This window comes from Sphingopyxis sp., from assembly GCF_965279755.1.
Lineage (GTDB): Bacteria > Pseudomonadota > Alphaproteobacteria > Sphingomonadales > Sphingomonadaceae > Sphingopyxis.
The window spans coordinates 328,800-347,141 of the sequence record NZ_OZ257261.1 but is presented as its reverse complement, the minus strand read 5'-3'; the positions used below and the strand labels follow the sequence as shown (position 1 = coordinate 347,141).

The 18,342-nt window shown below is 64.5% G+C and carries 21 protein-coding genes; 9 read left to right on the top strand and 12 right to left on the bottom strand.

The features are described 5' to 3' along the window. Positions 1–26: 26 nt before the first annotated feature. Both ACQY80_RS01755 and ACQY80_RS01750 read left to right on the top strand, forming a co-directional pair. A complete protein-coding gene (locus ACQY80_RS01755; RefSeq protein ID WP_428683032.1) occupies positions 27–473 on the top strand; it encodes a hypothetical protein in 447 nt (148 codons plus the stop codon). Positions 474–482: 9 nt separating this feature from the next. Beyond that, positions 483–689 carry a helix-turn-helix transcriptional regulator gene (locus tag ACQY80_RS01750; protein ID WP_428683030.1) on the top strand — a complete coding sequence of 69 codons (207 nt, stop codon included), beginning with the start codon at positions 483–485 and terminating at the stop codon, positions 687–689. On the opposite strand, the gene ruvB is transcribed toward ACQY80_RS01750, so the two are convergent. The 9 genes from ruvB to ACQY80_RS01705 all read right to left on the bottom strand — a co-directional run bounded on the left by ruvB (position 669) and on the right by ACQY80_RS01705 (position 6,098). Continuing rightward, a complete protein-coding gene (gene ruvB, locus ACQY80_RS01745; RefSeq protein ID WP_428683028.1) occupies positions 669–1,691 on the bottom strand; it encodes a Holliday junction branch migration DNA helicase RuvB in 1,023 nt (340 codons plus the stop codon). The genes ACQY80_RS01750 and ruvB overlap by 21 nt on opposite strands. Position 1,692: 1 nt before the next feature. Then, complete coding sequence (locus tag ACQY80_RS01740) at positions 1,693–2,424, bottom strand: haloacid dehalogenase type II (RefSeq protein WP_428683026.1); 732 nt, start codon at positions 2,422–2,424, stop codon at positions 1,693–1,695. Continuing rightward, a complete protein-coding gene (locus tag ACQY80_RS01735) occupies positions 2,417–2,827 on the bottom strand; it encodes a GFA family protein (protein WP_428683024.1) in 411 nt (136 codons plus the stop codon). Before ACQY80_RS01735 ends, ACQY80_RS01740 begins: the two co-directional genes overlap by 8 nt. Further along, positions 2,824–3,423, bottom strand: a complete 600-nt coding sequence (gene ruvA / locus ACQY80_RS01730; RefSeq protein ID WP_428683022.1) for a Holliday junction branch migration protein RuvA — start codon at positions 3,421–3,423, stop codon at positions 2,824–2,826. Before ruvA ends, ACQY80_RS01735 begins: the two co-directional genes overlap by 4 nt. A 264-nt stretch (positions 3,424–3,687) precedes the next feature. Beyond that, positions 3,688–4,161 carry a crossover junction endodeoxyribonuclease RuvC gene (gene ruvC, locus ACQY80_RS01725; RefSeq protein WP_428683020.1) on the bottom strand — a complete coding sequence of 158 codons (474 nt, stop codon included), beginning with the start codon at positions 4,159–4,161 and terminating at the stop codon, positions 3,688–3,690. Positions 4,162–4,327: 166 nt separating this feature from the next. After that, on the bottom strand, positions 4,328–5,074 hold the full coding sequence (locus ACQY80_RS01720; RefSeq protein ID WP_428683018.1) for a YebC/PmpR family DNA-binding transcriptional regulator: 747 nt from the start codon (positions 5,072–5,074) through the stop codon (positions 4,328–4,330). Positions 5,075–5,130: 56 nt separating this feature from the next. Continuing rightward, a complete protein-coding gene (locus ACQY80_RS01715; protein WP_428683016.1) occupies positions 5,131–5,448 on the bottom strand; it encodes a YbjQ family protein in 318 nt (105 codons plus the stop codon). 23 nt (positions 5,449–5,471) lie between these two features. Then, positions 5,472–5,714 carry a DUF2312 domain-containing protein gene (locus ACQY80_RS01710; RefSeq protein WP_106000147.1) on the bottom strand — a complete coding sequence of 81 codons (243 nt, stop codon included), beginning with the start codon at positions 5,712–5,714 and terminating at the stop codon, positions 5,472–5,474. A gap of 63 nt (positions 5,715–5,777) precedes the next feature. Then, positions 5,778–6,098 carry a DUF1244 domain-containing protein gene (locus tag ACQY80_RS01705; RefSeq protein ID WP_428683014.1) on the bottom strand — a complete coding sequence of 107 codons (321 nt, stop codon included), beginning with the start codon at positions 6,096–6,098 and terminating at the stop codon, positions 5,778–5,780. A 106-nt stretch (positions 6,099–6,204) separates the two neighbouring features. Between ACQY80_RS01705 and pyk the strand changes: the two genes are divergently transcribed. The 7 genes from pyk (at position 6,205) to ACQY80_RS01670 (ending at position 15,521) form a co-directional block, all read left to right on the top strand. Further along, positions 6,205–7,659, top strand: coding sequence for a pyruvate kinase (gene pyk / locus ACQY80_RS01700; protein ID WP_428683012.1), 1,455 nt, complete (start codon positions 6,205–6,207; stop codon positions 7,657–7,659). Positions 7,660–7,858: 199 nt separating this feature from the next. Continuing rightward, on the top strand, positions 7,859–8,632 hold the full coding sequence (locus ACQY80_RS01695; protein WP_428683010.1) for an arginyltransferase: 774 nt from the start codon (positions 7,859–7,861) through the stop codon (positions 8,630–8,632). Between the two features lie 91 nt (positions 8,633–8,723). Continuing rightward, on the top strand, positions 8,724–9,113 hold the full coding sequence (locus ACQY80_RS01690) for a DUF3060 domain-containing protein (RefSeq protein WP_428683008.1): 390 nt from the start codon (positions 8,724–8,726) through the stop codon (positions 9,111–9,113). 247 nt (positions 9,114–9,360) lie between these two features. After that, complete coding sequence (locus ACQY80_RS01685; protein WP_428683006.1) at positions 9,361–11,796, top strand: cyclic nucleotide-binding domain-containing protein; 2,436 nt, start codon at positions 9,361–9,363, stop codon at positions 11,794–11,796. Next, positions 11,796–12,677 carry a hypothetical protein gene (locus tag ACQY80_RS01680; protein ID WP_428683004.1) on the top strand — a complete coding sequence of 294 codons (882 nt, stop codon included), beginning with the start codon at positions 11,796–11,798 and terminating at the stop codon, positions 12,675–12,677. Before ACQY80_RS01685 ends, ACQY80_RS01680 begins: the two co-directional genes overlap by 1 nt. A 16-nt stretch (positions 12,678–12,693) precedes the next feature. Further along, the gene (locus tag ACQY80_RS01675) at positions 12,694–14,628 is read left to right on the top strand and encodes a cytochrome c3 family protein (protein WP_428683002.1); all 1,935 of its coding nucleotides are present in this window, start codon (positions 12,694–12,696) and stop codon (positions 14,626–14,628) included. A 41-nt stretch (positions 14,629–14,669) separates the two neighbouring features. Continuing rightward, positions 14,670–15,521, top strand: coding sequence for a metallophosphoesterase (locus tag ACQY80_RS01670; protein WP_428683000.1), 852 nt, complete (start codon positions 14,670–14,672; stop codon positions 15,519–15,521). Here the strand turns inward: ACQY80_RS01670 and ACQY80_RS01665 are convergent. The 3 genes from ACQY80_RS01665 to cysS are packed head-to-tail and all read right to left on the bottom strand — an operon-like array spanning position 15,515 to position 18,319. Continuing rightward, positions 15,515–16,459, bottom strand: a complete 945-nt coding sequence (locus ACQY80_RS01665; RefSeq protein WP_428682998.1) for a D-2-hydroxyacid dehydrogenase — start codon at positions 16,457–16,459, stop codon at positions 15,515–15,517. The genes ACQY80_RS01670 and ACQY80_RS01665 overlap by 7 nt on opposite strands. 7 nt (positions 16,460–16,466) lie before the next feature. Further along, entirely contained in the window at positions 16,467–16,823 is a 357-nt protein-coding gene (locus ACQY80_RS01660) for a hypothetical protein (RefSeq protein WP_428682996.1), read from the bottom strand. Positions 16,824–16,861: 38 nt separating this feature from the next. Next, positions 16,862–18,319, bottom strand: a complete 1,458-nt coding sequence (gene cysS, locus ACQY80_RS01655; protein ID WP_428682994.1) for a cysteine--tRNA ligase — start codon at positions 18,317–18,319, stop codon at positions 16,862–16,864. Between the last annotated feature and the right edge of the window lie 23 nt (positions 18,320–18,342).

The following is an 18,342-nucleotide window of genomic DNA, read 5'->3' as shown; positions in this document are numbered from 1 at the left end:
CACCTGTGGGTTACTTGGAGGAATGTATGACGACGCCAAGGGATATCGAGATCGCCGAACGGGCTGGCCGAAAGCGCGCGCGCATGGCGTTGGCACTGGCCTCCATTTTCCTGCTGCAGCAAGCGGCCTTCATGGTGTCGCCGCCGCCGGATCTCGCGCGCACGGTCGATCATGTGAAGGTTGGGGCCTGGGTGTTCCTGTCGGTGATTCTGCTCACCTTTCTCTGGACCGGGGGCATGTGGCGATATCGCGGCGCGGTGCGCGCATTGCTCAACGACGATGGGGTGCGGGCCAACCGGGCCGATGCGATGTCGCTCGGCTTCCTTTTCGCGATGACCGCGGCGCTCCTGCTCTATGTCCTCGCCCGGATATCCGACGTCGGATTGCACGAGGCGATCCATCTGATCGTCAGTAGCGGGATCGTCGCCGCGCTTCTGCGTTTCGGCTTTCTCGAACGACGTGGGTTCGACTAGGGCACGCGAGTGAGCGAGACGCTGTCGAACAATCTGCGGGCCGAGCGCGAGCGGCTGGGATGGACGCAGGCCGAGCTTGCCGCGCGCATCGGGGTCAGCCGCAAGACGATCAACACGATCGAAAATGGCGTTTTTCTTCCATCGACGCTGGTGGCGCTGAAGCTGGCGCGCGCTTTCGGCCGTCCGGTCGAGGCGCTATTTTCCCTCGTCGAATAGTCCGTCCTGCGTGCCCGACGGCGGATTGAGACCCAGATGCTTCCACGCGCTCGCGTTGAGCATCCGCCCACGCGCGGTGCGGGCGATCAGGCCGATCTGCAGAAGATAGGGCTCGATCACATCCTCGATCGTATCGCGCGGTTCGCTGAGGCCCGCAGCGAGCGTGTCAGCACCGACCGGGCCGCCGCGATAGATGTCGGCGATCATGGTGAGGTAGCGGCGATCCATCGCGTCGAGCCCCAGCGCATCGACCTCGAGCCGGTTGAGCGCCGCGTCGGCTGCTTTCGCATCGACGATCGCATGTCCTGCGACGGTCGCAAAATCGCGGACGCGGCGGAGCAGGCGGCCTGCAATGCGCGGCGTTCCGCGCGACCGTTTTGCGATCTCCAGCGCGCCATCGGCAGCGATCGGCAGGGCGAGCAGGCGTGCAGCGCGCGAGATCACCTGTTCGAGCTCGCCGTGGGTATAGAAATTCAGTCGCACCGGAATGCCGAAGCGATCGCGCAGCGGCGTCGTGAGCAGGCCTTGCCGCGTCGTCGCGCCGACGAGGGTGAATTTCGGCAGATCAATCCGCACGCTGCGCGCCGAAGGGCCTTCGCCGATCATGATGTCGAGCGCGCGGTCCTCCATCGCGGGATAGAGGATTTCCTCGACCGCGGGCGACAGCCGGTGAATCTCGTCGATAAACAGGACGTCGCCGTCCTCGAGATTGGTGAGCAGCGCGGCAAGGTCGCCCGCCTTGGCGATCACGGGGCCGCTCGTCGAACGGAAGCCGACGCCCAGTTCGCGCGCAACGATCTGCGCCAGCGTCGTCTTGCCCAGCCCCGGCGGACCATAGAAGAGCACATGGTCGAGCGCGTCCGACCGCGCCTTCGCCGCTTCGATAAAAATGCGAAGGTTTTCGCGCGCCGCCGCCTGGCCCACGAACTCGGCAAGCGACTTCGGCCGCAGCGCAGCGTCGACGTCCTCGGGGGTGCGCCGGGGAGAGGTGAGCTCGGTCATTTCAGCACCCCAATTGCTCCGCCAAGGCCGTCAGGCTGTCGGCGCGATACTCCCAATGCTGTGCCGCGTCGGCATCGAATGCGCGCGCGCCGCCATATTCCATCGGACGGTCGATATACGCGGTCATCAGGCCGCAACCGCGTGCGGCTGCCAGATCGCTGTGATGCGCGGCGACGAGGCACACGTCGTGAGGTTCGACTGCCAAAGCATCGGCGGTCGCCAGATAGGCCGCCGGTTGCGGCTTGTAGGCGCGGGCATATTCGGCGCCGAGGATCGCATCCCATACCAGCCCGGCGCGGCGTGCCATGTCGATCATCAGCGAAACATTGCCATTCGACAGCGTGACGACCGGAAACGCCGCGCGCAGCCGCGCTATCCCCGCAACCGCATCGGGCCATGGGTCGAGCCGGTGCCACGCATCGGTCCAGTCGGCGAGCATCGCGGGGTCGAGAGTGGAGACATCGATGTCCCGATCGAGCAGCACCGCTTCCAGCATTTCGCGGTGCAATATGTCGAGCTTGACGAAGCCGCGCTGCCCGCTGCTGACCGTCGCCATCGCGGGCATATAGCGGCGGCGCCATTGGTCGGCAAAATCGTGGGGGTCGATGTCGGGGCGTCCGATCCGGGCCAGAAATTCGGCGGATTCGCGCGCAATGCTGGTGCGCCAGTCGACGACAGTGCCGAAGACGTCGAAGGCAAGAGCTTTGGGGCGGCGGACGGCGGGCTCAGTCATAATGCTCTATTGCCTCGCCGGCGATCGAAACCCAAGGCTCCTTGCGTTCCTCATACACTGAATAGTCGGGGACGAAGCCATGGCCGGGCTCGAAATTGCCCAGCGGTATCGCATAGGCCTCATGGTAAGGCCGAGAGCGGTACCAGACACCCGAACCGCAGGTTTCGCAAAAGAAGAAATCGGCCGTGTTGCCGCTGTCCCCGGTGTACTGCCACATCCTGGCTTTCGCCTCGCCCTCGACGCGGACCTGTTCGGCGGGGAAGCGAACCTGCGCGGCAAAGGCGCTGCCGCTTCGCGCCTTGCACTCGCGGCAGTGGCAGGCCGACACGCGGATCGGCTCGCCAGAGCAGGCGATACGGATCTGACCGCAGCGGCAGGATGCGTTGCGGACACGGTGGGTCACTTGGCCGCCTTTTTGAGCGCCGTTCTTACAAGTGCGTCGAGGCTGGCGTCCGACCCCAGCTCCTCGCTCGCCGCCGCAACGGCAGCGCCCGCTTCGCCGGGCTTGAAGCCAAGGCCGGTGAGGGCGGTGACGGCGTCGCCGAGCGGGCCGGATGTGGCGGAGACGGAGGGATTCGAACCCGCGATCCCGCCCAGCGCTCCCGCCTTGTCTTTGAGTTCATGCGTGATCCGCTGCGCCAGTTTTGGCCCGACGCCGTTCGCGCGTGCGATCATCGCGCTGTCGCCGCTTGCAAGCGCGCGTTGCAGGTCGCCGATTTCGAGCGCCGAGAGGATCGCGAGCGCGACCTTGGCGCCGACGCCTTGGACGCTGGTGAGCAGGCGGAACCAGTCGCGCTCCTCAGCCTTGGCGAAGCCGAGGAGGCGGAGGAAATCCTCGCCGACCAGCATTTCGGTGTGGATGGTGACGTCTCCGCCGATCGGGCCGAGCGCATCCAATGTGCGCGCGGATGCCTCGACCAGATAACCGACGCCGCCGACGTCGATCACCGCATGGCCTGCGCTGCTGCTGTCGAGCCGTCCGGTGAGTTTTGCGATCATGTCGCCGTGCTAGCGCGGTGGGAATGAAAAGGGAACAAGGAAGGGAGAATGCCTCACGAAAAGGCGCAAAGGCGCGAAGAAGATGGAGAAAAATATCCTCGCACAAAGACACGAAGAGGGCAGCTGCTGCCACTGGCGAAGCGCTGGCTGCCTGACCTTCGCTGCTGAAAGTCGGACGAAGTCCGGCGGGCAGTCAAGCCACCGTTGGCAAAGACAAGGCGTGGCTGCCAAGGCCGACGTCTTTGTGTCTTTGTGTGAGATTTTTTAAACGCGGGGGCGATGGTTCGCATGGCAGATCGCGACCGCGAGGGCGTCCGCCGCGTCGGCGCCCGCAACCTTCGCGCCCGGCAGCAGGATGCGCAGCATCGCCTGCACCTGTTCCTTCGCCGCGCCGCCGGTGCCGACAACGGCCTTCTTGACCAGCCGCGGCGCATATTCGCCCACCGGCAAGCCGCCGCGCGCGCAGGCGAGCAGCGCGACGCCGCGGGCGTGCGCCAGCTTCAGCGTCGATTGCGGATTGTCGTTGACGAAAACTTCTTCGACCGCCGCACATTCGGGCGCGTGATCGGCGATCACCGCGGCCAGCACGGTGTCGAGATGCGCCAGCCGGTCGGGCAGGGGCGCCTTGGCGTCGGTCTTCACCTGCCCGTTGGCGATGTGGCTGATCCGGCTACCCTCCACGCGAATGACGCCCCAGCCCGTGCAGCTGAGCGAAGGATCGAGGCCGAGGATGATCATCGCCGTTCCTCTCCCCTTGGGGGAGAGGATAGGGAGGCTTGCCAGCTTGTCTGGCTAGCCGGACTTGGTGAGGGAATGCGGCGGAGGCACACCCTCACCCAGCTACGACTAGCGGGCAAAGCCCGCAAGTCTTCGCATCCCTCTCCCCCAAGGGGAGAGGGGGATATCAACCCAGTTTCTCCATCACCGCATCGGGGATCTCGTAATTGCCCCATACGGTCTGGACGTCGTCGTCGTCGTCGAGCGTGTCGATCAGCTTGAACAGGGTCTGCGCGATACTTTCGTCGGCGACTTCGCTCTTCAGCGTCGGGCGCCAGGCCAGCTTCACGCCTTCGGCCTCGCCGAGCTTGCCCTCGAGCGCCTTCGCGACTTCGTGCAGGCTGTCGACGCTGGTCCAGATGTCGTGGCCGTCGTCGGACGATTCGACGTCGTCGGCGCCGGCGTCGAGCGCGGCTTCGAACACCGTGTCGGCGTCGCCGGCCCCCACGCCATAGCTGATCATGCCGAGGCGATCGAAGCCATGGCTGACGCTGCCCGAGGTGCCGAGGTTGCCACCATTCTTCGAAAAGGCGGTGCGGACGTTGGTCGCGGTGCGGTTGCGGTTGTCGGTCAGCGCCTCGACGATCAGCGAGACGCCGCCGGGGCCATAGCCCTCGTAGCGGATTTCTTCGTAGTTATCGCCGTCGTTGCCTGCGGCCTTGTCGATAGCGCGCTGGATATTGTCCTTCGGCATCGACTGCGCCTTGGCGGCGTTGACCGCGGCGCGGAGGCGCGCGTTCGCATCGGGATCGGGCAGGCCCATCTTGGCGGCGACGGTGATTTCGCGGCTGAGCTTCGAGAAGAGGCTGCTGCGCTTTTTGTCCTGCGCACCCTTGCGGTGCATGATGTTCTTGAATTTACTATGGCCGGCCACAGCCTACCTCCATCGAATGGAAAAATGTGGCGTCGCCCCTAGCGCGGCATGGCCGATCAGACAACCACGGCTGTTCCGCTCGCCGACACCATCAACATCGAGCCGTTCTGTCCGAGCACTTCATAGTCAAGGTCGACGCCGATCACGGCATTGCCGCCAAGGCGTGCGGCTTCGGCCTCCATCTCCTGAATCGCTTCCTTGCGCGCCCGGGCAAGGACATCCTCATATTTGCCCGACCGGCCACCGACGATGTCAGTGATACTGGCGAACAAATCGCGGAACAAATTGGCGCCGACGATCACCTCGCCGGTGACGATGCCCAGATATTCGCGGACCGGATGGCCCTCGACATTGTTGGTCGTGGTGCTGAACATCGTCACTCTCCTGTCAGGCGGGCTCAGCCGATGCCGAGCGCCGATTTGTAAACGTCGAGGATCGCTTCCATTTCCTTGCGGTCGTGGACCGGCATTTTGCGCAGGCGAACGATCTGGCGCATGATCTTGGGATCATAACCCTGCGACTTCGATTCGAGATAGACGTCGCGGATATCGTCGGCGATGCCCTTCTTTTCTTCTTCCAGACGTTCGATGCGCTCGATGAAAAGGCGCAGTTGTTCGTCGGACACGGTGGCTTCGCTCATTTTGGACTCCGCTGAGGTTTTGATTGGGCGGCGAGAATCGCCTTGGGCGTCCACCTAGCGAGGTCAGGGATTCTTGGCCATGCTTTCTTCCATCCGCTGAAGCTGCTCTGCGGTAGCCGGCGTGTGAAAGGCCGCTTTCCAGTCGGCGGTCGGCATGCCGTGGACGATCGCGCGGCCTGCTTCCTTGTCCATGTCGCCCGCTTCGGCGATCCAGTCACCGAGGCAGTTCCGACAGAAACCCGCGAGCCCCATCAGGTCGATGTTCGCCGCGTCACTGCGATGCTGGAGCAGGCGGACCAGGCGGCGGAACGCAGCGGCTGCAACGGCGTCGTCGAGTGTGTCGAGCGCATCGTTCGGGGTATCCATATTGTCGCTGCAGGACATCGGGCGTTTCCTTCTGAGGGGTGTTGAATAGCTATACGCGGCTTGCGCTCGCCCAGGCAACGGGCCTAGGCAGGCCCAAGTAATTTCCCCAGCAATCGGAGCATCCGTGGCCCAGAGCTTTACCCCCCGCCAGCGCAAGGTGCGCATTCTGGCGACCCTCGGCCCCGCGAGCGCCAACCCCGACATGATCGCCGCGCTGCATCGGGCCGGCGCCGATGCCTTTCGCGTCAATATGAGCCATGGCGACCATGCGGGGCACGCTAAAGTCATCGCCGCGATCCGCGCTTTGGAGAAGGAAACGGGGCGTCCGACGACGATCCTGGTCGATCTGCAGGGGCCAAAGCTGCGCGTCGGGGCGTTCAAGGATGGTCCCGCCGAACTGGTGAAGGGCAAGACCTTCGTCCTTGATGCTGACAAGGCGCCGGGCGACGCGACCCGCGTCCACCTGCCGCATCCCGAGCTGTTCGCGGCGCTCGAGCCCGACACGCGCCTGCTCGTCGACGATGGCAAGCTGGTGCTGCGCGTGAAGAGCGTCGCGAAGGACCGGATCGAAACGATCGTCGAGGTCGGCGGCAAGATTTCGGACCGCAAGGGCGTCAACGTCCCCGACGTCGTCGTGCCGCTTGCGGCGCTGACCGAAAAGGACCGCAAGGATCTGACCTTCGCGCTCGAACAGCATGTCGACTGGATTGCGCTGTCGTTCGTCCAGCGGCCCGAGGATGTCGCCGAGGCGCGGCGCCTGATCGGCGGCAAGGCAGCGCTGCTCGTGAAGTTCGAAAAGCCCTCGGGCGTTCAGCGGCTCGAGGAAATATTGGAGATTGCCGACGCCGCGATGGTCGCGCGCGGCGACTTGGGGGTCGAACTGCCACCCGAAGCCGTGCCGCCGCTCCAGAAGCGCATCGTCGCGACCGCGCGGCGCATGGGCAAGCCCGTGGTCGTCGCGACGCAGATGCTCGAATCGATGATCGTTTCGCCATCGCCGACGCGCGCGGAAGTCTCCGACGTTGCCACCGCCGTCTATGACGGCGCCGATGCGATCATGCTCTCGGCAGAAACCGCCGCCGGCGCGTGGCCGGTCGAAGCGGTGACGATGATGGATTCGATCGCGCGCTCGGTCGAAAGCGACCCCGATTATTTCCGCCGCCTGCATTTCACCGAGACGACGCCCGATTCGACGACCGCCGATGCTCTGGCCGAGGCGGCGGGCGATATCACGCGGACGATCGGTGCCGATGCGATCATTTGCTTCACCTTTTCGGGCTCGACCGCGCGCCGCGTTGCGCGCGAACGCGCGGGCGCGCCGTTGCTCGTCCTGACGCCTAAGCGCGACGCCGCGCGGCGGATGGGGTTGCTGTGGGGCGCGCATGCGGTGCCGACGAAGGATATCGGCAGCTTCGAGGAAATGATCGCCAAGGGGAAGCGCATGGCGCTGCGCCACGGGATCGGCACTGCGGGATCGAAGCTGGTGATGATGGCGGGCGTCCCCTTCGGCACGCCCGGGTCGACCAACGTGCTGCACGTCGCGACGCTCACCGGCGACGAACTGCGCGGCTACGCGTAACGGATTTCGTCCGGGTCGATTCAAATCGGCACAAAAGTTACCGCGCGATTCAGAAAATTTTGCGCCTGATTCAGTTCGGGACGAACAAAAATGGTAAATGGTATTTGCACCATTGACCGGGCGCGGCATATTCGCTGCATGTAGCGCATCGGGACCCGGTTGGGGGGATCCGCATCGCCAGTCCGGAGGTTTGTCCCGCGTGTCCGCACCGTTCCGTTTTCCGCGCTTTTTTGTGACCAGCCCGGCGCCATGCCCCTATCTGGAGGGCAAGACCGAGCGCAAGGTGTTCACCGAACTCAGCGGCAACAACGCCAATGAATTGAACGACGCGCTTGGCCGCATCGGATTCCGCCGCAGCCAGTCGGTCGCCTATCGCCCGAGCTGCGCCGACTGTTCGGCCTGTGTTTCGGTCCGGGTCTCAGCGCATGAATTCACGCCCAGCAATTCGCAGAAGCGGACGATCCGTCGCAACAGCGATCTTGTTGCAACAGCCTGCAAGCCGTGGGCGACCGAAGAACAATATACGCTGCTCCGTTCCTATCTCGGCTCGCGCCATCCCGATGGCGGCATGGCCGACATGGACGAGCAGGATTTCGCCGACATGGTCGAACAGACCCCGGTCGACAGCTATATGATCGAATATCGCGAGCCCGCGGTCGATGGTGGCAAAGGCCGTCTCGTCGGTTGCTGCCTGACCGACCGGCAGGGAGACGGCCTGTCGATGATCTACAGCTTCTTCGATGCCAGCCACCCGCTGCGCGAGGGTCTTGGCACCTATATCATCGCCGATCATGTGCTGCGCGCGGCGAAGGCCGGACTGCCCTATGTCTATCTCGGCTACTGGATCGAAGGGTCGGGACGCATGGCGTACAAGGCGCGCTTCCGCCCGCTTGAAAAGCTTGGTCCCGATGGCTGGACGCGGTTCGAGCCGGCGACGTCGGACCGGATCGCGGCGATGTTCGAACTCGCATAGTCGGGCGAGGACGTCTCGACCGTTGACGCGGCCGCCGACCCACATCATTGAATAGGTGGGGATTTCGAGGCGGGGAACGAAGGAGATACCCTTGTTCCGCAATCAAGCCGCCGTTCGCGCACTCTATCCTGTCGCCGTCTTGGGGCTTCTCGTCACGCTCCCTGCTGTGGCCGCTCAGCGCAATCAGGGCACCGGAACTCGCGATGGTTCGTTGATCAACGGCGTCGATCAGGCGCATCAGATCGATTGCGAAGGCCGGCCCGCCGAAGTGTCCGGATCGGGCAATCGCATCGATTTTACCGGCGATTGTCCCAGCCTGATCGTCAACGGCGTCGATAACCAGATCAGCATCACGCTTCGCCCGGGTGCGCTGGTTCAGGTTTCGGGTGTCGAGAATGTCGTGACCTGGCGCGTGAGCGGCAAGGGCAAGCCGCGCGTATCCGTTCAGGGTGTCGACAATCAGGTCCGGCCGTCGCCCTGAGAGGCGATGCGAAGGCGGCAGAAAAGTGCGCTATTGAGAACGTCTCGCAGCAGCCGAAAACTCGACCTCGCCGGTTGACCTTTTCCCGCTTTCAAGGGCATAGCTTTCCCTTCAGGACAACAAGTCCGGGTCGCATCCATATTGATCTCGCCTAGGGGTAGGCGATCGGGGGGAATAGGATGCCCGTTCACGCGTTCGTCAGCATCACGGCCGGAAATAAATGCTCCGCCCGGGCAGGCCGGCGCGCATGAGCGAAGCGGTGAAGGTTGCGATCATCGGATCGGGCCCGGCCGGGCTGAGCGCGGCGTCGCGCGCCGGGCAGCTCGGGCTGAGCCATATCCTGCTCGAAAAGACCGACCACCTCTCCGACACCATCTACAAATACCAGAAGGGCAAGCGCGTTCTTGCGACGCCCGAGCGGCTCGACCTGCGCTCCGACTGCCGGTTCGCCGAGGGCGCACGCGAATATATCCTCGGTAACTGGGACGAGGACGCCGCGAACAACAAGGTCAATGTCGCCTATCATGCCGAAGTCGCCGAAGTGACCGGCCAGAAGGGCGCGTTCGCGATCAAGACCACCAAGGGCGATGTCTTTCACGCCGAGAACATCATTCTCGCGATCGGAACGCAGGGCAATCCGAACCGCATGCGCTGCCCCGGCAACGACCTGCCGCATATCATCTACACCGTCGATGATCCCGAAGATTTCAAGGACAGGCATATCACCGTCGTCGGATCGGGCGACGCCGGGATCGAGAATGCGCTCGGCGTCGCCGAAGAGGCGCTCGAGAACACCGTCACCATCCTCAATCGCTCAAAGGACTTCGCGCGCGCCAAGGCCAAGAACGTCTCCGACATGATGGAGGCGGGTGAGAACGGGCTGATGAGCATCCGCACCGAAACGCAGCCGAAGCTGGTCGAACCGGGCTGGCTGACGCTCGAAACGCCTACGGGTGACGAGAAAATCGAATGCGATGTGATCGTTGCGCGCCTGGGGTCGGTCGCTCCGCGGGGCTTCGTCGAATCGATGGGGATCGAATTCACCGGCCCGGACCGCGAGGCCTTTCCAAAGCTGTCGCCTACCTTTGAATCGACCGTTCCCGGCATTTTCGTGATCGGTGCGCTTGCGGGCTATCCGCTGATCAAGCACTGCATGAATCAGGGCTATGACGTCGTTGAATTCATAAACGGCAACACCAGCCTGACGCCTGCCGACGAAAAGGATCTGGCGGCGATCTTTGCTGGTCTGCCGCAGCAAAAGAGCGTTGCGGAGTGGCTCGATTTCCTGCGCGAGCGGGTACGGATTTTCGCCGATGTTTCGCCGTTGCAGATGCGCGAATTCATGCTCGATTCGAAGGTAGCCTTTTACAGCAAGGGCGATGTCGTATTCGAAAAGGGCGATCCCGGATCGTCGCTGTTCGCGATCGCCGACGGCCATGCCGAGGTCGAGGTTGGCCCGGACTTTACCGTGCCGATCGAGCAGGGATCGATCTTTGGCGAGGTTGGCCTGATTTCCGGCCGCAAGCGCGGCGCAACGATCCGTGCCGGCGCTGACAGCATCTTCGTCGAGGTCTCGCGCACCGCGGCGCTCAAGCTGATGGCCGCGGTTCCGGGCGCCAAGCGCGTGATCAACCGCATCTCGCTCGAACGCCAGCTGCTCCAGATCTTCAAGGGCGGGCTGACCGTCGAGGATCTCCAGCCGATCGTCGAAGATCCCGCGATCGAGCGCTTCCCGGCGGGCAAGGTCGTGCTGGCGGAGGGAGATGAGGGCGACGACGTCTATGTCATTCGTTCGGGATCGATGGTCGTCGAGAAGGACATCGGCGGCAAGCCGATCTTCCTCCGTTACCTTCCCGCCGGCAGCTTTTTCGGCGAAATGGCGGTCCTGAGCGGGGCGCCGCGCAACGCGACCGTCAAGGCGGCCGTCGCGAGCGAAGTCATCCGGCTCAAGGGGCAGCAGTTCAAGGAAATGCTCGCCAAGCGTCCGCAGGTGCGCGAGGCGACCGAGGCGGCTGTCGCCGAGCGCGCACAGATGAACAGTTTCATCGAATCGCGCAAGGCCAGCTATTCGAACGCGGTCGATCTCTATTCGGACACGGCCAGCTTCATCATGAAGGAAGGTCTGGGCGAGGCAACCGACGCGCTGCTGATCGACGAAAATCTCTGCGTCGGCTGCGACAATTGCGAAAAGGCCTGCGCCGACAGCCACGAAGGGCTGTCGCGGCTCGACCGCGAGGCGGGCAAGACCTTTGCGCATCTGCACGTGCCGACCAGTTGCCGCCACTGCGAGCATCCGCATTGCATGGCCGACTGCCCGCCGAACGTCATTCACCGCGGCCCCGATGGCGAAGTGTTCATGGAGCCGGGGTGCATCGGCTGCGGCAACTGCATGCGCAACTGCCCCTATGGCGTGATCCGCATGGAGGCGGCGCCGCCGCAGAAGCCGAGCCTGCTGCGCTGGCTGCTGACCGGTTTCGGACCCGGCCCGGGCGAGCCCTCGCCCAAATGGACCAAGAAGCAATTGGGCGAGGAAAAGCCCAAGAAGATCGCGGTCAAATGCGACATGTGCAAAGGCATTTCGGGCGGCCCCGCCTGCGTTCGCGCCTGTCCGACCGGCGCCGCGATCCGCGTCTCCCCGGAAGAGTTCCTCTCGATCGCGCGGCTTGAAGAGGACGCGGGCTGATGGCGTCACTCTTTCAGCGGCGTCGCAGCAAGGCGACCCAGACCGAGCGCGTTCGCGAGCGGCGGCACGAGGGGTTCCTGCGCTATGCCGGGTTCCGCTGGGCCAAGATTTCGGGCGGGCTCTGTCTGCTCATCATCGTCTCCTACGCGCTGGTCGACGTCACGCCGCGCCACAGTGGCGGAAGCTGGTACGGTTATACGCTCGGCACGATCGGGGCCTTGTTGATCCTCTGGCTCACCGCTCTCGGATATCGTAAACGCCGGATGACGAGCGACCACTGGTCGCTGAAGGCGTGGACGTCGGCGCACGTCTATCTTGGTCTCAGCCTGATCGTCGTCGGCACCTGGCACACAGGCTTCCAGCTTGGCTGGAACGTTCATACGCTCGCCTGGGTGCTGATGATGCTGGTGATCCTGTCGGGGCTTTACGGCGTCATCGTGTATTCGACACTGCCCGCCGCGCTCTCGAACAATCGCGACGAAATGACGCAGATGCAGATGCTCGAGGCGATCCGTGCCTTCGATCGTCAGCTTCACGCCGCCGCGCAGCCGCTGACGCCCGAGGATACGGCGCCGGTGCTCGCGGCGCTCGACGAAGATCCATTCGCAGGCAGCATCGGCGCGCGCCTGTCGGGGCGTTATCCACGCTGCGCGACCGCTGCGGCGCTGCGCACGCTCGGCCAGTCGCGGAGCAGCGATGCCGAAGCGCGCACGAAGGTGATCGGGCTGCTCTCGCAGAAAGAGGCCGCGCTTGCGCGGCTGCGCCAGCACCTTCGTATCCGGGCGCTGCTCGAAATCTGGCTTTATGTGCATGTGCCGCTGACCTTTGCGCTGATCGCAGCGCTGTCGGCGCACATCATCAGCGTCTTCTTCTATTGGTAAGGCGGGGAGGGGGATCATGAGCTTCATCCTGCGCCGCATTTCGACGACGAAAACGGGCAAGCAGATCATTCGCGACCAGGCGCTGCCGGGCGACACGATCACGCTCGGCCGCGACGGCACCAACATCATCCATATCGCCGACCTTGCGGTGAACCCGCAGCATGCGACGATCAGCAGCGGCGACGGTCGCCACGTTCGCGTGCAGGCGAGCGAGGGGCTGGGGTTCGATTTCAACGGCCGCACGGTCGATGCGGCCGACATCGACAGCGCCGCGGGCGCCGAACTGCGCTTCGGCGGCCACCGCCTGACGATCGCGCGCGAGGGCGAGGCCATCATCCTGCTCGTCGAGCGGATCGACGAGCTGTCGCAATCGTCGAAGGACGTCGACGAGGTAAAGGCTTTCTCGCTCGCCGGGGTCATGCCGGGCAAGCGCATGGGGGCGTGGACATTCGGCATCCTCGTCCTGCTCGCCTTCCTGATCGGGCCGATCTGGGCGTGGCACAGCTTCAAGGGCGTCGACGAGCGGCCGCAGGGCTATCACGCCGATACCGCCTGGTCGTCGGGGCCGCTGTCGAGCGCACACGCCAGCCTCAAGAACGACTGCCAGTCGTGTCACGTCGAGCCGTTCGTCGCGGTGACCGACAAGGCGTGCGTCGGCTGCCACACGGGCGAGCACAAGGCGATGAGCATGGCGCACGCCAATGCGCCGACCGCGATGCTGCTCGCCGCGCGGCATCCACCGGGTGTCGGCGAGCGCATTCTCAAGGGCTTCGCCGATACGTTCAACCGGCCGCAGGGGCGCTGCGTCGATTGCCATACCGAGCATGAGGGTGCCGGGCCGATGCCCGCGACACCCCAGAAATTCTGCGCCGACTGTCATGATGGGATGAAGGCGCGGCTGATCAACGCGGGCTTCAAGCCGACGGTCGCCGATGCGGCTGACTTCGGGACGAGCCATCCCGAATTCCGCCCGCTCGTCCGCACGGCGCCCGGCGCAAAGCCGGTGCGCGCGATGCCGGGCAGCAAGCCGGTCGATCACGACGGTTTGAAATTCCCGCATGACGTGCACCTGCAGGCGACCGGCGGGGTGGCGCGCATGGCGGCCAGTTTCCGGGGCCGCTATGATTTCGGCAAGAAGCTGGAGTGCCAGAATTGCCACCGGCCCGAGGCCGACGGCGTGCGGATCAAGCCGGTCGAGATGGAACGCGACTGCGCGATGTGCCACAGTCTGGCGTTCGAGACCGTCGGTGGGGTGACCCGCACGCTCCGCCACGGCGAGCCCGATCAGGTCGTCGCCGACCTCTTCGCTTATTATCGCTCGACGCCGCCGACACGGCCGCTGCAACTCGGCGGGATGGAGCGCCGCCGGCCCGGCGCCTATGCCGAGGGACAGGTCTACAACATCTATTTCCGCGAAGTCGCGGTGCGGCCGAACCGCGCCGAGGATGCGGTGCGCGCCGTCTTCTCGAAGGGCGGCGCCTGCTACGATTGCCACACGATCGTTCCGCCGGCTTCGGGCAACAACTGGCGCGTGGTACCAGTCGATCAGACGCAACGCTATCTGGCCAAGGGCTGGTTCGACCATGACGCGCACAAGGAAACCGAATGCGCCGATTGCCACACCGCCGCGCCCGGATCGAAGGCCGCGACCGACCTGCTCATTCCCGGGCTTCGTCAATGTCGCGACTGCCATGTCGGTGAAACCGGGGCGCGGCTGGTAAAGGTCGAGACCGCGACCGAATCGCCGTGCGCGATGTGTCACGAATATCATTCGGATGGTGGCAAACCGTGGATGCCTGCACGCCAACGTAAGGTAAACAGCGCGGCAATCACAAATAAACCTCTTCGGGCTATCTATGGTGTGAGCATGGTCACAGGCTCGCCGGGGCGGGGACTCTATGATGTGACCTGGCGCACACCCGCCCTGCACGGGGCAAGGCGGGGCGGCTAGGATTTGGTCCGGGGTCGACCGGCGGGGAGCAGGGGACGGATATGCTGATCGCGCAGATCACCGATATCCATATCGGGTTCGATCCCGACAATCCGGCGGAGTATAACCGCAAGCGGCTCGACGACGTGCTCGACGTGCTGATCGAGGGGCCGAACCGTCCGGATCTGCTGCTCGCGACGGGCGATATTACCGACCGCGGCGATCCCGACAGCTATCGCCGCCTCGTCACCGCCTTTTCGCGCTGTCCGTTTCCGGTCTGGCCCAGTGTCGGCAACCATGATTTGCGCGACAGCTTCCACACGCATTTCCCGGGCTTCGGTGACGGCAATGGCTTCATCCAGTACACGATCGAGCTTCCCGAGCTGCGTCTGGTGACGATCGATACGCTGGAGGAAGGGCGTCACGGCGGCGCCTTTTGCGAGCAGCGCGCGGCATGGCTCGACGCCGAGCTGTCGAAAGACCCCGCCAAGCCGACCTATATCGTCATGCACCATCCGCCGGTCGAGAGCGGTATCGAGTGGATGAACACCGACCCCGACGAACCGTGGGTCGCGACCTTCACCGACGTGGTCCGGCGCCATCCGCAGGTGCGCGGGCTGATCTGCGGCCATCTGCATCGCAGCGTTACCGTGGCGTGGGAAGGCCGGACGGTCGCGATCTGCTCGTCGACCGCGCCGCAGGTGTCGCTCGACCTTCGCCCGATCGACGAGAACAAGCCCGACGACCGCCCGATGATCGTCGCCGAAGACCCCGCCTACGCGCTGCATCGCTGGAACGGGCGCGAACTCGTCAGCTTCTACGACCATGCCGGCGCACACACGATGCTCGCCAAATATGACGAGCGGTTGCAGCCGCTGGTGCGCGAATTGAAGGCCGAACGGCCGGGTCAGTAGCCGAGCGACAAATCGACGCGCGGTTCGACGGCCTCGCCCTTTTTCCAGCGATCCAGATTTTCGAGGAAGCGCTGCGCCGAGCGGACGAACATCTTGTCCTGCGCGCGGCCGGACAAGTGCATCGTGACATGCGCGTTGTCGAGGCTCCACAGCGCATCGTCGGCAGGCAGCGGTTCGGGCGTCGTCACGTCGAGAAAGGCGGCAGCGATCTGCTGCGCATCGAGCGCGGCGACCAGCGCGTCCTGATCGACGACGCTGCCGCGTGCGATGTTGATCAGCGTTGCGGTGGGCTTCATGGCCGCGAGTTCGGCGGCGCCGATCATGCCGTCGGTTTCTGCCGTCGCGGGGACCGCAAGGATCACCCAGTCGAAATCGCCGAGCTTGGCCCGCCACTGGTCGGGCGTCAGCGTGTTCGGGCCGGCCGAACGGCGGACGATTGTGACGTCGACCGCAAAGGCTTTCAGCCGTTCCTCGATCAGCTTGCCGATTGCACCATAGCCGAGCAGCAGCGCCTTCGATCCGAACAGTTCGACCTTGCCGGGCGAATCCGTCAGCCATTCGCGCCGATCCTGCGCGCGCACGACCTCGCGATAGCCTTTGGCGACGGTGAGCATGCCCATCACGACATATTCGGCGATGGTGATCGCGTTGATCCCCGCGCCGTTGGTCAGCACCGTGCCGCGCGTCCGGAGCAGGTCGAGCGGCATGCCGTCGACGCCGGCATAGATCGAGTTCAGCCACTTGAGCTGCGTGGCGGCGGTGATGATCGCGGCCATGTCCTTCTTGTCGTGCATGTCGAACCAGCCGATTTCGGCGTCGGGCGCCAGTTCCAGCGCCTCTTCCTTGGTCATGAAAAAGCGCGGCTCGACCCAGTCGGGCAGGCGGTTCTCGACAAGCGGCCGGATCAGGCTCGACAGGACGGTGACGGTCTTGGTCATATTCTTCCTACTGCTGAAAGGCGTGCCAGCCGGCCCATCCCAGCGGGACAAGGCCGATCAGGTCGACGAGGGCGATGGTGCCAAGCGCGGCCGGGCGGCCGCGCATCTGATAGAGAAACAGGAAGCTGAGCATGCTGATCGCCGCGACGACGGTTGCAAGCTTGCGCCCGTCGGCGTCGAAGGCCGCCCATAGGCAGGCGACGAGAACGGCGAAGAACAGCGCCGCGCGGTGATGCATCAGCAAGAAGACCGGGCTGCCCGGCTGGACGCCATAAAGCCGCGTGATCAGACCGGGCCGGAACAGCGCCAGCGCCGGGATCAGATGGACAAGTCCGACAAGAAGCCAGCAGATCGGTTGCGACATGCAACGAAGCTAGCAGCGCGCCGGGCGGCGACAAGCCTCTAATTGGCGAGGCGCCAGTCCCAGCCGAGCGGGTCGCCGTCCATCACTTCGACCCCTGCGGCGACAAGCTCGTCGCGAAGCGTGTCCGATGCCGCGAAATCCCTGGCGGCGCGGGCTTCCTTGCGGCGCGCAAGCGTGGCTTCGATGTCATCCTCGCCGATCGTCGCGGCCTTCGGGCGCACGCGGAGATCGGCGCGAGACAGCGTCAGGAGTTGCAGCCCCAGGACGTCGTCCATCACGGCGAGGGCTGCACGCTTCTGACCGGCGTCGATCTTTTTGAGCGCCACAGCCTCTTCGATCAGGGTGAGCGCGACGGCTGTATTGAGATCGTCGGATATCGCGGCGTCGAATTTGGCGAGCAGATCGACAAGGCGGCGATCCGTGAGCTCGGCCGTTTCGGCCTCGCGCGTCGGCGCGGCGGCCATCACCAGCCGCTTGAGGCGCGTGAGCGCCGCGCCGAGGCCGTCCCAGCTGAATTCCAGCTCGCTGCGATAATGCGCCTGCAGGCACATCAGACGATAGGCGAGCGGGTGGTAGCCACGATCGACAAGCAGTTGCAGCCGCAAGAATTCCCCGGTGGACTTTGACATCTTGCCGCCGCGGTCAATCAGGAAATTATTGTGCATCCACATCCGGGCGCCTGAATGCTCGGCGCAATCGAGGCTGCCGCAGCCGCGATACGCCTGATTCTGGGCGATCTCGTTCGGGTGATGAATTTCGCGGTGATCGATGCCGCCGGTGTGAATGTCGAAGGGCATGCCGAGTTCGGCTTCGCCCATTACCGAACATTCGAGGTGCCAGCCGGGAGCGCCGCGGCCCCAGGGCGAATCCCATTCCATCTGGCGCGTCTCGCCGTCGGGCGTCTTGCGCCAGATCGCAAAGTCCGCCGCATGGCGCTTGCCTTCGACCTCTTCGATACGGCCCTCGCCATCGTCGGTGACGGCGCGCGCGAGCCGGCCATAGTCGGCCACGGTCGAGACGTCGAAATAGAGGCCGCTATCGAGTTCGTAGCAATGGCGAGAGGCGATGCTTTTCGCGAAGTCGATCATCCGCGGCACATAGTCGGTCGCCACCGTCCATTTGGCGGGATCGCGCACATTCAGCCATGACAGGTCGCGCTTGAATTCGGCGGTGTAGAAAGCCGCGATGTCCCATGCGGTCTTTCCCTGCGATGCTGCCGCCTTTTCCATCTTGTCGTCGCCGGCATCGGAATCGGAGGTCAGATGACCGACATCGGTGATGTTGATGATATGGCGCAGCGCATAGCCCTTGAACGCCAGCGTCCGGCCGAGCGTGTCGGCGAAGACATAGGCGCGCATATTGCCGATATGCTGGAAATTATAGACTGTCGGCCCGCACGAATAGACGCGCGCTTCGCCGGAGTGGACGGGCTGGAATTCTTCCAGGCTGCGCGTCAGGCTGTTGAACAGCCGCAAGGGGGCAGGGGCGTCGGTCATGATCGCGCCCTTGCCCCGCTCCG

What these genes read in the sequence shown, in the direction of transcription:
- ACQY80_RS01740 (WP_428683026.1), bottom strand. Translation starts at nt 2,424, where the DNA reads ATGACTGAGCCCGCCGTCCGCCGCCCCAAAGCTCTTGCCTTCGACGTC.
- cysS (WP_428682994.1), bottom strand. Translation starts at nt 18,319, where the DNA reads ATGACCGACGCCCCTGCCCCCTTGCGGCTGTTCAACAGCCTGACGCGC.
- ACQY80_RS01710 (WP_106000147.1), bottom strand. Translation starts at nt 5,714, where the DNA reads ATGAGCGAAGCCACCGTGTCCGACGAACAACTGCGCCTTTTCATCGAG.
- ruvA (WP_428683022.1), bottom strand. Translation starts at nt 3,423, where the DNA reads ATGATCGCAAAACTCACCGGACGGCTCGACAGCAGCAGCGCAGGCCAT.
- ruvB (WP_428683028.1), bottom strand. Translation starts at nt 1,691, where the DNA reads ATGACCGAGCTCACCTCTCCCCGGCGCACCCCCGAGGACGTCGACGCT.
- ACQY80_RS01665 (WP_428682998.1), bottom strand. Translation starts at nt 16,459, where the DNA reads ATGACCAAGACCGTCACCGTCCTGTCGAGCCTGATCCGGCCGCTTGTC.
- ACQY80_RS01755 (WP_428683032.1), top strand. Translation starts at nt 27, where the DNA reads ATGACGACGCCAAGGGATATCGAGATCGCCGAACGGGCTGGCCGAAAG.
- ACQY80_RS01670 (WP_428683000.1), top strand. Translation starts at nt 14,670, where the DNA reads ATGCTGATCGCGCAGATCACCGATATCCATATCGGGTTCGATCCCGAC.
- ACQY80_RS01680 (WP_428683004.1), top strand. Translation starts at nt 11,796, where the DNA reads ATGGCGTCACTCTTTCAGCGGCGTCGCAGCAAGGCGACCCAGACCGAG.
- ACQY80_RS01675 (WP_428683002.1), top strand. Translation starts at nt 12,694, where the DNA reads ATGAGCTTCATCCTGCGCCGCATTTCGACGACGAAAACGGGCAAGCAG.
- ACQY80_RS01660 (WP_428682996.1), bottom strand. Translation starts at nt 16,823, where the DNA reads ATGTCGCAACCGATCTGCTGGCTTCTTGTCGGACTTGTCCATCTGATC.
- ACQY80_RS01705 (WP_428683014.1), bottom strand. Translation starts at nt 6,098, where the DNA reads ATGTCCTGCAGCGACAATATGGATACCCCGAACGATGCGCTCGACACA.
- ACQY80_RS01715 (WP_428683016.1), bottom strand. Translation starts at nt 5,448, where the DNA reads ATGTTCAGCACCACGACCAACAATGTCGAGGGCCATCCGGTCCGCGAA.
- ruvC (WP_428683020.1), bottom strand. Translation starts at nt 4,161, where the DNA reads ATGATCATCCTCGGCCTCGATCCTTCGCTCAGCTGCACGGGCTGGGGC.
- ACQY80_RS01685 (WP_428683006.1), top strand. Translation starts at nt 9,361, where the DNA reads ATGAGCGAAGCGGTGAAGGTTGCGATCATCGGATCGGGCCCGGCCGGG.